This is a genomic window from Sphingosinicella microcystinivorans (genome assembly GCF_003634215.1).
Taxonomy (GTDB): domain Bacteria; phylum Pseudomonadota; class Alphaproteobacteria; order Sphingomonadales; family Sphingomonadaceae; genus Sphingosinicella; species Sphingosinicella microcystinivorans.
Window position 1 is genome coordinate 93,438 of sequence record NZ_RBWX01000007.1, and the last position, 12,884, is coordinate 106,321.

11 protein-coding genes are annotated in these 12,884 nt (G+C 65.1%); 10 read left to right on the forward strand and 1 reads right to left on the reverse strand.

What is annotated here, in order from left to right:
• Nucleotides 1–59: 59 nt before the first annotated feature.
• The 5 genes from DFR51_RS00670 to DFR51_RS00690 all read left to right on the forward strand — a co-directional run bounded on the left by DFR51_RS00670 (nucleotide 60) and on the right by DFR51_RS00690 (nucleotide 6,214).
• Nucleotides 60–1,127, forward strand: coding sequence for an isocitrate/isopropylmalate dehydrogenase family protein (locus DFR51_RS00670; RefSeq protein ID WP_121047134.1), 1,068 nt, complete (start codon nucleotides 60–62; stop codon nucleotides 1,125–1,127).
• Nucleotides 1,124–1,525: a cupin domain-containing protein gene (locus DFR51_RS00675; protein ID WP_121047135.1), complete on the forward strand. Its 402-nt coding sequence runs from the start codon at nucleotides 1,124–1,126 to the stop codon at nucleotides 1,523–1,525. The genes DFR51_RS00670 and DFR51_RS00675 overlap by 4 nt, the downstream gene beginning before the upstream one ends.
• Nucleotides 1,522–2,313, forward strand: a complete 792-nt coding sequence (locus DFR51_RS00680) for a class I SAM-dependent methyltransferase (protein ID WP_121047136.1) — start codon at nucleotides 1,522–1,524, stop codon at nucleotides 2,311–2,313. The genes DFR51_RS00675 and DFR51_RS00680 overlap by 4 nt, the downstream gene beginning before the upstream one ends.
• A 2-nt stretch (nucleotides 2,314–2,315) precedes the next feature.
• Nucleotides 2,316–4,823 (forward strand): aconitate hydratase AcnA, encoded by a 2,508-nt coding sequence (gene acnA, locus DFR51_RS00685; RefSeq protein ID WP_207790666.1) that lies wholly within the window; start codon nucleotides 2,316–2,318, stop codon nucleotides 4,821–4,823.
• A gap of 77 nt (nucleotides 4,824–4,900) precedes the next feature.
• Entirely contained in the window at nucleotides 4,901–6,214 is a 1,314-nt protein-coding gene (locus tag DFR51_RS00690; RefSeq protein WP_121047138.1) for a CitMHS family transporter, read from the forward strand.
• A 4-nt stretch (nucleotides 6,215–6,218) separates the two neighbouring features.
• Here the strand turns inward: DFR51_RS00690 and DFR51_RS00695 are convergent, their stop codons facing one another.
• Nucleotides 6,219–7,322: an ABC transporter substrate-binding protein gene (locus DFR51_RS00695; protein ID WP_243446525.1), complete on the reverse strand. Its 1,104-nt coding sequence runs from the start codon at nucleotides 7,320–7,322 to the stop codon at nucleotides 6,219–6,221.
• Nucleotides 7,323–7,376: 54 nt separating this feature from the next.
• Between DFR51_RS00695 and DFR51_RS00700 the strand changes: the two genes are divergently transcribed.
• From DFR51_RS00700 to DFR51_RS00720, 5 genes are all read left to right on the forward strand, one after another.
• Entirely contained in the window at nucleotides 7,377–8,060 is a 684-nt protein-coding gene (locus DFR51_RS00700; protein WP_121047139.1) for a response regulator transcription factor, read from the forward strand.
• Nucleotides 8,061–8,124: 64 nt separating this feature from the next.
• Nucleotides 8,125–9,450, forward strand: coding sequence for a sensor histidine kinase (locus DFR51_RS00705; protein ID WP_338068304.1), 1,326 nt, complete (start codon nucleotides 8,125–8,127; stop codon nucleotides 9,448–9,450).
• Nucleotides 9,451–9,520: 70 nt separating this feature from the next.
• Entirely contained in the window at nucleotides 9,521–10,945 is a 1,425-nt protein-coding gene (locus tag DFR51_RS00710; protein ID WP_243445566.1) for a M20/M25/M40 family metallo-hydrolase, read from the forward strand.
• Between the two features lies 1 nt (nucleotide 10,946).
• Nucleotides 10,947–12,062, forward strand: coding sequence for a PepSY-associated TM helix domain-containing protein (locus DFR51_RS00715; protein ID WP_121047142.1), 1,116 nt, complete (start codon nucleotides 10,947–10,949; stop codon nucleotides 12,060–12,062).
• Nucleotides 12,022–12,807, forward strand: a complete 786-nt coding sequence (locus tag DFR51_RS00720; RefSeq protein WP_160119104.1) for a GDSL-type esterase/lipase family protein — start codon at nucleotides 12,022–12,024, stop codon at nucleotides 12,805–12,807. The genes DFR51_RS00715 and DFR51_RS00720 overlap by 41 nt, the downstream gene beginning before the upstream one ends.
• Nucleotides 12,808–12,884 lie beyond the last annotated feature (77 nt).

Below are 12,884 nucleotides of genomic sequence, written 5' to 3' on the forward strand. Positions count from 1 at the left end.
TTGCCGACCGGCGTCAACATGCGTGACGCCGGTCGGTGCCGATTGCAACGGACGCTTACATGAATCTCCTTCTGCTTCCCGGCGACGGCATCGGCCCCGAAATCTCCGCTGCCACGCGCCGGGTGCTGGAGGTGCTCGCGGAGACATGCGGCGCGCCGATCACGATCGAGGAAAGCGCCATCGGCTTCGCCAGCCTCGCCGCATCCGGCACGACACTCCCCGATGCGGTTCTGGAGCGGATTCCGCAGGTGGACGGCGTCATCCTCGGCCCCGTCTCGCATTTCGATTATCCCCCGCGCGCGGAGGGCGGTATCAATCCTTCGGCAGCGCTGCGCACACAGTTCGCGCTCTACGCCAACATCCGGCCTTGCCGTTCGCGGCCGGACCTCAGCATTCTTCGGAAACCGATGGATCTCGTGATCGTGCGCGAGAACACCGAAGGCTTCTATTCCGATCGCAACATGCACGTGGGAAGCGGCGAGTTCATGCCCGACGAGGATATGGCGCTCTCCATCCGCAAGATCACCGCGAAAGGCGCTTCCCGGGTCGCACGCGCCGCATTCGCGCTGGCGCGCACGCGCCGGAAGAAGGTGACAGCCGTGCACAAGGCCAACGTGCTGAAACTGTCGGATGGGCTGTTCCTGCGCGAGGTACGCAAGGTCGCCGCCGAATTCCCCGACGTGGAGCTGGAGGAAATCATCGTCGATGCCGCTGCCGCGCTGCTCATCCGCAGCCCGGACCGGTTCGATGTGATCGTCACCACCAACATGTTCGGGGATATTCTTTCAGACGAAGCCTCCGAACTGTGCGGCAGCCTTGGTCTCGGCGGATCGATCAACGCCGGCGACGACATCTGCGTTGCGCAGGCGCAGCACGGCTCCGCGCCTGATATCGCGGGCAAGGACATCGCCAATCCGACCTCGCTGATCCTTTCGGCGGCGATGCTGCTGGATTGGTTCGGCCGGAAGCACAGGCGGGACGATCTCGTCGCTGCCGCCGCGCGGCTCGAAGCGGCGGTCGAAGATGTGCTGAACACCCCGGCCACGCGCACGCGCGACATCGGCGGCACACTCGGCACCGCCGCATTCGGCGAGGCGGTGTGCAGTGCGGTTCGGGCGCAGCGATGAGCGCCGTCCTGCTGCGGCCTGAAATGCTCTCCGTGAAGGATCGCGGCGGCGGCATCCGCACGCGGCCCATGGTGACGGCGAAGGTGGGGTCGCGGCAGATGCTGAACGGCGTCACCGTCATCGATCCCGGCTGCGCGGTGCCGCTTCATTTCCACAATTGCGAGGAAAGCGTGCTCGTGCTTTCGGGCGCGGGACGCGCGCATATCGATGGCGAGGAGCATGATGTGCGTCCGCGTGACCTGACGTGGATTCCCGCCGGCGTTCCGCATTTCTTTCGGAACGTGTCGGAAAGCGTGCCGCTCGAAATCTTCTGGACCTACGCCTCGCTCGACGCGACGCGGACAGTTGTTGCCACGGGCGTTGTCATCCGTATCGACGAGGAGCACGGCGAACGATGACCGCCGAAAACCAACGTGTCGGTCGGCACATTTTCGGTTCGGATGCCGCAGGCTACGCCAGCGCGCGCCCGCAGTATCCGGAATCGCTGTATGTCGCGCTCGCAGCCGAAGCGCTTACCCCCGGCGCGGATGTTTTCGAGATCGGGCCGGGAACCGGGCAGGCGAGCCGGCGGCTGATCGCAGCGGATATCGCTTCCCTCACGCTCATCGAACCCGATCCCGTGCTTGCCGCGCGGCTCGCGGATCTTGGAAACAACGTTCGCGTCGTGAACGCGCCGCTGGAAGAGGCCGGGCTGCCGCAAAGCGCATTCGATCTGGGTGTTGCGGCGACCTCGTTCCACTGGGTCGATTCCGCACGCGGGCTTCCGATGGTGCGTGATCTTCTGCGCCCCGGCGGCGTCTGGGCAATGTGGTGGAATGTGCTTCACGATCCCGAACAGGATCTGTTCAGCCGGGCGGTATTGCCGCTTCTGAAAGATGCGGAGCTGCCGCCATCGCTGCGCGGGCCGGAACAGCGGCATTATTCGCTGTGGACCGATGATCGGCTTGCCGAACTCAGCGCAGCCGGGTTTGCGCACGTGGAGCACCAGATGCACGAACTGACCGTGCGGATGACCGCAGCCGAGATGCGCGCGCTGTATGCGACCTTCTCGATGATTCGCCGCATGGCGCCGGAATTGCGCGCGCGTATGCTCGCCGGGATCGAGGCTGTCGGCGAACAGGGCTTCGGCGGGGTGATCGAGCGCCGCTTTCGCGTTCCGCTGTTTATCGCGCGCAAGGCGCGGTAGGCGTGTCACCGTCGATGATGGTGAATCTCCCCGGCACGCTCGGGGCGCGGCTGGCGCACATGCCGTGGGTCCATCGAATCCTCGCCGAGAATCTGCTCCGTCGTAGCGCGGTGGACGCCGATGCCGACCATGCGGCGCAGGAGTGGCTGGAACGCGGCAACCGGACGATCGAATTGCCGTTCGTGCCCGCGCGTCTCCTGATGCACGACACGACCTGCGGCCCCGCGCTTGTCGATCTTGCCGCGATGCGTTCGGTGGTCGCTGCCGAGGGCGGGGACCCACGCCGGATCTTGCCGGGCTTGCGCGTCGACGTTTCCACCGATCACAGCATCGCCGTGGACAGCTATGGTGCGCGCGGTGCGCTCGAAGCCAATCTCGCCGCCGAGATGGCGCGCAATGCCGAGCGTTTCGGGCTGATGAAATGGGCGGGGAATGCTTTCCCTTCGCTGCATGTGCATCCGCCGGGCACCGGCATCATGCACACGATCAACCTCGAACGCCTCGCCACCGTGGTGAGCCGCGAGACATGGCAGGGGCGGGACTGGCTGTTCCCCGATACGCTGATCGGCACGGACAGTCACACGCCGATGATAAACGGCATCGGCGTGCTCGGCTGGGGCGTCGGCGGGCTTGAAGCCGAAAGCGTGATGCTCGGAATGCCGGTGACGCTGCGCGTGCCCGAGGTTGTCGGCGTGCGCCTCACGGGGCGGCTCCGGCCCGGTGTCACGGCGACGGATCTTGCGCTCACGATCACGCAGATGCTGCGCGGCGTGCGGATCGACGGGCGGTTCGTCGAATTCTTCGGGGCGGGCGTTTCGACGCTTTCCGCAGGGACACGCGCCGTCGTTGCGAACATGGCGCCCGAGTTCGGCGGCGCGACGGGTTATTTCCCGCCCGATGAGGCCGTGATCGCCTATCTGCGCGCGACTGGCCGCGCGTCCGATCACATCCGGCAGGTGGGGGACTATCTCCGGCGCCAGAAGCTTTGGTTCGATCCGGACGCCGCGCCCGATTACGATCTCGGTCTGCATCTCGATCTGGGCAGCGTCGTGCCGAGCCTCGCCGGTCCGCACCGCCCGCAGGACCGGATTGCGCGCGCGGAAACATCTGCGTCCGCGGAAAGGCGGCCTGTCGCGCTCGCGGCAATCACCAGCTGCACGAACACGTCCGATCCGCGTCTCCTAGTGACCGCCGGTCTTGTCGCGCGCGCGGCGCTGGCACGCGGTCTTTCCGTACCGCGCTGGGTGAAGACCAGCCTTGCACCCGGCTCCCCCACGGCCGCGGCGCTTCTTGAACGCGCCGGGCTGCGCGAGGCGCTCGAAGCGCTCGGCTTCGCGATTGTCGCCTACGGCTGCACAACCTGCATCGGCAACAGCGGGCCGCTTTCGCCCGAGATGGACGCGCTGATCGCCGAAGGCGCGCATCCCATCGCGGTGCTTTCGGGCAATCGCAACTTTCCCGGCCGCGTTCATCAGGCGGTCCGCGATTCGTATCTCGCCGCGCCGCCGCTCGTCATCGCTTATGCGCTTGCGGGTGATTTCAGCATCGCGATCGAAACCGATCCGCTTGGCACCGGTTCAGACGGCACACACGTCTTCCTGCGCGACATCTGGCCCGCCGAACACGAGATCGATAGGGCGCTCGCTGCCGCCGCGAATCCTGCCGATTTCGAAGCCGCTTATGCGGCTGCGGAAGCGAACGCCGACTGGGCGGCGCTCCCGGCATCAGATGGGCCGCTCTTCCCGTGGGATCAGGCTTCGACGTATCTGCGGCCTCCGCCCTTCGTCGCGCTTGGCGCGCAGTCGCGCCTGGGCCGTTACGCAGCGTATCCGCTGCTTGTTCTCTGCGACGACATCACGACCGATCATATCTCGCCCGCCGGTGCGATTCCCGCGCAGGGCGACGCAGGCCGCTGGCTCATCGAGCGCGGCGAGCGGGCGGACGATCTCAACGTCTTCTCGGCGCGCCGCGGCAATTGGGAGGTGATGCTGCGTGGTCTCTTCACGAACCCGTCCGTGCGCAACCACATCGGCCGGGACATTCCGCCGGGATCGACGATCCATGTGCCGAGCGGCGAGGTTCTGCCGCTCTGGGAAGCCGCGGCGCGCTATGCCGCCGAAGGGCAGGCCGTGGTCGTCGTCGCGGGGGATCGCTATGGCATGGGTTCGTCGCGCGACTGGGCGGCGAAGGGCCAGTACCTGCTCGGCGTACGGGCGGTGCTCGCCGCGGGGTTCGAGCGCATCCACCGCTCCAACCTCTGCAACATGGGCATCCTTCCACTCGAACTTCCCGCCGCGCTCTCGCTTGCGAGCGGTGACCGCATCGAGATCGATATGCCGGAACATGCGCTCGCGCCGTCCGCGCCATGCGCCGTGCGCGTGCTGCGGGCGAACGGCGACGCCCAGGCCCTCACAGCGCGCGCGGCAGTGGAGACGCAGGCCGAGGTGCGCGTGCTGAAGGCCGGCGGCCTGTTGCCGCTGATGCTTCGCGCATCATTGACAGCTTCGTGAAAGACAAAGGCGGCTAGGATGATGCAAATACTGGGACTGCCCACACGTCGGCAGGCACTGAGGGGGACCGCCGGCTGATGCTATCCATTCTCGCCTTTGGCATGGTCGCCACGTTCATGACTCTGATCATGACGAAGCGCATGTCGGCGATGATCGCGCTCATCATCGTGCCGACCGCGTTCGCGCTGATTGCGGGATTCTCGGCGGGGCTCGGCGAGATGATGCTCGCGGGGATCCGGGATATCGCGCCGACGGGCGTGATGCTGCTGTTCGCGATCCTCTATTTCGGCATCATGATCGACGCGGGGCTTTTCGATCCGCTGACGCGCAAGGTGGTGGAACTCGCGCACGGCGATCCCTTGCGGATCACGATGGGGTCGGCGATCCTTGGTCTCGTGGTCGCGCTCGATGGGGACGGCACGACCACTTACATGATCACGCTCTCGGCGCTGCTGCCGCTTTACAAGCACATGAAGATGGATGTGCGGGTGCTTACCTGCATTCTGATCATGGCGGTCGCCGCGATGAATCTCGTGCCCTGGGGCGGGCCGACTTCGCGGGCGGCGATCGCGCTTGGTGTCGATCCGCGCGCGCTGTTCCTGTCGCTGATTCCGCCCGTGCTCACCACGGTCTGCTGGGTGCTGTTCACCGCGTGGATGCTTGGCCGCGCAGAGCGGAAGCGGCTCGGCGTCACCGAGCGCGTGGCGATGCCGGCGCCCGGTCAGCTCGATCTTTCGACGCCGGACAGCGACGGAACGCCGTCCACGCGGCGCCCGCGCCTTTACTGGTTCAACGCCGCGCTTACCGCCGCGCTCATGGGCGTCCTGCTGTTCGGTGATGTGCCGCTGCAGGTGCTCTTCATGGTCGCGTTCGCGATTGCCGCTATGGTCAACTATCCGCAGGTGGAGATGCAGCGCGAGCGCGTCGCCGCGCACGCCTCGAACGCGCTTGCGACCGCAGGTCTTGTTTTCGCGGCCGGTATTTTCACCGGGGTACTTTCGGGTACGAAGATGGTCGATGCCATGGCGAATACGGTGACGGGTTTCATTCCCGACGCACTTGGGCCTTACATGGCGCCGATCACCGCGCTCGTCAGCATTCCGTTCACGGTGCTGATCTCCAACGACGCTTTCTATTTCGGGATGCTGCCCGTGCTCGCACAATCGGCGGGGCATTATGGCATCACCGCGATGGAGGTCGCGCGCGCGTCCCTCGTCGGGCAGCAGATTCACCTGCTCAGTCCGCTTGTCGCTTCGACCTATCTCCTCGTTGCGACCGCAGGCGTCGAGCTTGGCGACCACCAGCGCTTCACGATGAAATGGGCGCTCGGCGCGTGCGCGGTGTTCATGGTCACCTGCCTGCTGCTCGGCCTTTTCCCGTGGTACGCCTGAATTTCTATTCCCCGTCGAGCGCGGCTTGCCAGTTGGCGAGAAAACGCTGACGACGAATACGATCGAGGTTCGCGAGCAGCGCGGGTCCGAGCTTCACCGGCCGCGCGGCCACAGCGGGCGGCTTGCTGCCGGCGAGGGGCACGACATCTTCGCGCGATGGCGCCATGTAGGCGCGCGCCAGATGGCGCTGACCTTCGGCGGAGAGCAGGAAATCGAGCAGGAGTTTCGCGGCATTGGGCTGCCGCGCCTCACGCGCGATGAGCGCGATGCGCGAGACGACGAGCGTATAGTCGCTCGGCATGATCACGCCGATGTCGGGATTGCGCGTGGCGTGTTCCAGCGCATACGAACCGAGCGCATTGTATGCGAACAGGCTGCGCCCGGTTTCAAGGTCGGCAAGCAGCGGCCCGCTCGACGTATGCAGCCGCACGCCCGCAGCGCCGAGTGCGCCGACAAGCGACATGATATCCCGGCTCGCGTGGTAATCCTGCGTCAGCTGCAAATAGCCGAAACCGGACAGGCGCGGGTCGTAAGTGGAGACCCGGCCCTGATAGAATGCAGCCTTGTTTCGCAGCAGGCGCTCGAAGCTCGAATGCGTGCGCGGCACGTCCTTCACAGGCACGAGACGCTTGTTATAGGCGATCACCACGGGTTCGGCGGTCACGCCCCAGGCCTCGTTCTTCCAGATCGCCCAATTCGGCAAATAGGGCTTTTCCGGCGAAGCATAGGCCTGCGCATAGCCATCGTTCACAAGCTTGATCTGAAGATCCATTGCAGAACTCCAGATCAGATCACCCGTGGGCTTCCGTGCGCGTGATTCCGCGATCACACGATTGTAAAGCTTCGGCGATTCCAATTCGCGGTAATCGACACGCAGGAACGGATAGCGCTTCCGAAACGCATTCAGCGCAGCCGTCACCTCGTGACGATCTGTGGTGGAATATACGACGACAACGCCTTCACGCCGCGCGGCCGCGATCGTATCGGCATAGGAGCGGGGATAGCCTCTCGGTTGCCCCGCTGCTATCAACGCGAATGCGGCAGGCAGAAGCAATAGAGCGCGCCGCTGGGAAACGAAGCACAGAATTTTGCGAAGCGGCCCGGTCACGCGCATAGTGCGCGCAATGTGCGGGCCCATCGCCATTCTGTCAAAGAGGGAAGCATGGCGCGGATATTGCTGGTGGAGGACGACGTAGCGCTCGCACGCGGTCTGACGGCTGCGCTACGCGGGGAGGGCTATTCGGTCGACCCTGCGCCGGACGGCGAAACCGCGCTCGAAATGGCGCGCGACGAGCCTTACGCCGTCATCACGCTCGACGTGAACCTTCCCGACATGAGCGGCTTCGATGTGCTGAAGTCGCTGCGATCGAACGGTTGCCGCGCCCCGATCCTGATGCTGACCGCGCGCGATTCGCTTGAGGACCGGGTGAAGGGCCTCGATCTCGGTGCTGACGACTATCTGCTTAAACCGTTCGAGCCTGCCGAACTCGCGGCGCGGTTGCGGGCGCTGCTGCGCCGTCCCGCCGCGGACCCCTCGCCGCTCATCCGCGTTGGAAATCTTGAGATCGATCGGTCGCGGTGCGTCATTTGGGTCTCGGGCGAACAGATCGATCTGCGCCGCCGCGAATGGGTGCTGCTGGAACGACTCGTCGTGCGCGTCGGCAAGGTGGTCTCGAAGGATCGGCTTGCCGCCGAGGTGTTCGGATTCGACGAGGCGGTCGCGCCGAACGCGATCGAGGTTTACATTGCCCGCCTGCGCCGCAAGCTTGGCCCGCAGGGCCCGGCGATCCGCACGATGCGCGGCCTTGGCTATGTGATGGAGAACACGCCTGCCGCTGAGACGTAATCTTCGCGTTTCGCTGACCGCGCGGCTTCTCGTCGCGCTGATCGGGCCGACGGCGGCGCTGGCGCTGGTGCTCGGCGTTGGCGGTGCGCTCATCATCGGGCGCATCGTCGAAAGCGTGAATGACCGCCTGCTCGATGCTTCGGCGCGCTCGATCGCGGACACGCTTGCACTGGAGGATGGCGAAGTCACGCTCGACCTGCCTCCCTCCGCGTTCGGGATGCTGGAAAACGACGAGCGCGACAATGTCTACTACAGTGTGCGCGTCGGTGGAGAACTGCTTACCGGCTACCCCGATCTTCCTCAGATCAAGGCCGGTTCGGCGCGGACGGACGATGTCGCCTTCGCTTATTCGGCGTACCGCGATGCCCCCGTCCGTGTGGCGGCAATCGTGCGGCGGGTGCCGCGCGTTGAGGCGCCCGTCGTCGTGCAGGTCGCGGAAACGCTCGAAGCGAGGAACAGCCTGTCCTCGCGTATGCTGGCCGGCCTCCTCGTGCTCGAAGCGCTGATTGTCGGCCTGCTCGTGCTGCTCGTGCCGGTTGCGGTGCGCTGGGGCCTCGTGCCGCTCGCAGAGGTGCGCAGGGGTATCGCCAGCCGCTCACCGACCGATTTTACGCCGCTGACGCTGCAGCAGGTGCCGGCTGAACTGCGCAGTTTCGTCGATGCCTTCAATGGCCTTCTGCTTCGCCTGGAAAACGCCGTCGAGGGCCTGCGCCGCTTCACGGCGGATGCTTCGCACCAGATGCGGACGCCGCTTTCGATCCTGCGTGCACATCTGCAGGTGTTGAAGCGCGAAGGCACGGAAACCGAGGGCGGACGCGCCTCACTTGCGGATATCGACACCGCGACTGTACGCTTGCAACGGCTGCTGACGCAGTTGCTCGCGCTCGCCCGCGCCGAGGGCAACCGCGAAAACGTCATGCGGCTCGCGCGCAATGTGGATCTCGCCGCGCTTGCCCGGTCGGTCGCGGAGGATCACGTTCCGGCCGCGCTCGAAGCGGGTGTCGAGATCGAATTCGACGCGGAGGGGAGCGCGGCGGTGCGTACCGTCGGCGAATTCGCGCGCGAACTCATCTCGAACCTTGTCGATAACGCGATCCGCTACAACCGGCGCGGCGGCACCGTATGGCTCTGGGTCACGGCCGAGGCGGTGGGTGTGCGTGTTGTGGTGGAAGACGACGGGCCGGGCATTCCGCCCAGGATGCGCGCGCAGATGTTTCAGCGCTTCCGGCGGCTGGACCGCGACCACAGTGAAGGCAGCGGGCTTGGCCTTGCCATCGTCAGCGAGCTTGCAACCGCGCTCGGCGGTGGCATTGCGGTCACCGATCGGCCGGGCGGCGGCCTGCGCGTCCTGATCGACTTTCCGCGAGACTTGGGGGCAGGTGGCGCGTAATGCGACAGGCCGTTGAAAGCTGCGCGGTCCTAGCTTGGCGTCCGCCGGAGAGATGTGGAGGGAAATGCACGTGTTCCGTTTGACCTCGGTTGCCATTGTTGCCGTTTGCGCTGTGTTCGGTCCGGCTGCCCTCGCTGCGCCAAAATCCGATCCGGCACGCGCCGGCGAGGCTGATTTTCGGGCCGTTTACCGTGAACTCGTGGAGACGGACACCTCGCTTTCGAGCGGCAGTTGCACGCTCGCCGCGGAGCGTATGGCGGCACGGCTGTTGGCAGCAGGCTATGCGAAGAGCGAGGTGCAGGTCGTCGTGCCACCGGATTTCCCCCGGCAGGGCAATCTCGTCGCGCGGATCAACGGCAGCGATGCGAAGCTCGCGCCGATGTTGCTGCTTGCGCACATCGATGTTGTCGAGGCGAAGCGGACCGACTGGAAGCGGGACCCGTTCAAGCTCGTTGAAGAGAACGGCTATTTCTATGCGCGCGGCGCTGTCGACGACAAAGCCATGGCATCGTCGTTCGTGGATGCTTTCGTCCGCTACAAGAAAGAGGGCTACCGGCCGAAACGAACGATCAAGCTCGCTCTGACCTGCGGCGAGGAAACGGACAGCGTGTTCAACGGCGTCCGTTATCTGCTGAAGACGATGCCCGATGCATTCGCTGCGGAATTCGCGGTGAACGAGGGTGGTTCGGGAAATCTGGACGAGAACGGCAAGCGGATTTCTTTCGGTGTGCAGGTCGGTGAGAAAATCTATCAGGATTTCACCTTCACCGTCACGGCGCCCGGTGGCCACAGCGCAAGACCGACGGATGACAATGCAATCGGACGCCTTGCCGCGGCTGTTACCCGGATCGATCGCTACCGGTTTCCTGTCAACATGACGGATGCCACCAAAGGGTTCTTCCGGCGCTCGTCGGCGCTTTACGAAGGACAGATTGCGCAGGATCTGGCGGCAGCCGGCAATGGCACGGCCGATGATGCCGCTTTCGCCCGCATCGGCGCGGCGGATCCGCTCTGGAACGCGTTCCTCCGCACAACCTGCATTCCCACACAGCTCGCCGGCGGTCATGCGCCCAATGCGCAGCCGCAACATGCGCAGGCGAATGTGAATTGCAGGGTCATGCCTGGCGAAACCCTCGATGCTGTGCTGGCGCGTCTTCAAGATGTCGTGGCCGATCCGAAAGTCGAGATTCGCCTTGCCGCGGAGCCGGGGCCGCAGTCTGCCGCGCCGCCGCTTGATGCGCGGATCATGAAACCCGTCGAAGCGATCGCGGCGGACATGTGGCCCGGTGTTCCTGTCATCCCGCATTTGAGCAGCGGCGCGACCGACGGTCGTTTCCTGAATGCTGCGGGGATTCCGACCTACGGTATTTCGGGCGTGTTCAGGGAGCCGGACGGCAACGGTGTGCACGGTCTCGACGAACGTATCCGCGTCACGTCGCTGATGGATGCGCGGGCTTTCCTCTACCGCCTCGTGAAGGCCTATTCGGCACACTGACATGAAGCCTTCGACGCGCACGACACTGCTCAAGCTTCATCGCTGGGTCGGCCTCGCCTTCGCGGTGTTGCTGCTTGTGCAGGGTCTGTCCGGCACGCTTCTGGTGTTCCGTGAAGAGATCGAAGGCATCATTCACCCGGCGCTCGTGGTGGCCCCGTCGGAGACGCGGGCCTCCATGCAGGGGATTGTCGACACGGTTCGCGAATCCGCGCCGCAAGCCCAGCTGCAGCGCATCAAGTTCGCCGACGATCCCACGCGCGCGGCCATGGCTTCCCTAAAACTGGAAAACGATACGCCATGGATTGTCGCGATTGATCCTTATACAGGCGAGATCGTGCGCGCGGGCAGCTACGGGGCGTGGCCTGCCGAGTGGCTGTTTCACCTCCACGACACACTGCTCGCGGGGAAGACGGGCGAAATCATCGTCACCATCGAAGGCGTTGCGCTCATCTTCCTTGCCGTGTTCGGCATCATCATCTGGTGGCCGGGGCGTCGTCGGCTGAAATCCGGCTTTCGTATTCTCACGGGACAGGGAGCGGACCGCACTGTCCGCACTGCGCATCGTGCGATCGGTGCAGCGGTCGGCATCGTGCTGGTGATGTCGGGGGTCACGGGCGCGCTGCTCATCCATCGCGCAGCGTTGCAACCCTATCTTCCCGTTGTGCCGCGACCGAAGTTCGACGTTGCACTGTCGCAAGCTCCTCTACGTCCGGTCGACACGCTGATCGCCGATGCGCGCGTTCGCCATGGGCAACAGCCACTGCGCGAGGTCCGCTTTTCGGGGGCAGCCGGTCAGGTCGTCGCGCTTTATTTTCAGGATGAAGCATCGCGCCGTCCAAATGCGACACGCCAGTATTTCTACAACGCTTACGAAGGCGTCGAACTCGGTCGCTACGAGCCTGCCGCGCTGCCGCCGATGAACACCGCCTATGACTGGCTGTTCACGATCCACACCGGCAAGGCGGGCGGACTGGTTGGCCGTCTTGTCGTGCTCGCGGCCGGTATCGCGCTTGTGTTCTTCGCGGGCAGCGGCGTGTGGCTTTGGCTCTCCGCGCGCAGGCAGAAACGTGCTCGGCGTGCGCAGGCAGACGACCGCCTCGTCCGAAATGCGGCTTAGCGCCTGCACCATCGCCATCTCGGCGATCCTTGCCGCATCCGCCCATGCGGACCCCAATCCCGTCGCTTCGATGACCGTGCAGGATTTCGCCGCGAAATGGATGATGCAGCAGGGCGATATCGCGGGCACCGGCGTCTATGCCTCCGCTAACGCGGCGCTTCGGGCATCGCCCGTTGCGGAGCCGCGCATCGTACTGATGGGCGATTCGATCACCTATCACTGGACGCCCGCGCTACTGCCCCGGCTCGGCAGCGCGGCCTGGGTCAATCGCGGTATCCCGGGGCAGAACAGCAGCCAGATGCTGCTGCGCTTCGAAGGTGATGTCGTCGCACTCTCGCCAGCCGTCGTCGTGATCCTCGCGGGCACAAACGACCTCAGGGTCTATGCTGGAAGCCATGCCGATGCGTCGCCCGCCATCCTCGCGCGGCTCCGCAGCAACGTGACGGCAATGTCGGATATCGCCGATGCGCGCGAGATCCGTGTCGTGCTCAGCGCCATTCCACCGTTTGATGCGCCCCGCGATGGCGACCGGCGCGACCCGGAAACGTGGCGCGCAGCGAACGCGTGGCTGCGCACATTCGCAAAGGCGCGACGTTATGCATTCGCTGACTACAGCGGATTGGCAAACGCCGAAGGCCGCCTGCGCGCCGACCTCAGCGAAGACGGGCTACACCCAAACCCGGATGGATACATGCTGATGCGATCGGTTCTCGCAGATGCAGTGAAGGCTATGGGCGTTCGATAAGGAAAAACCCGCGGATCGAAGCAGATCCGCGGGTTTCCTTGACAAACTGAACCTGAACTAGGCCGTGATATGGCGTC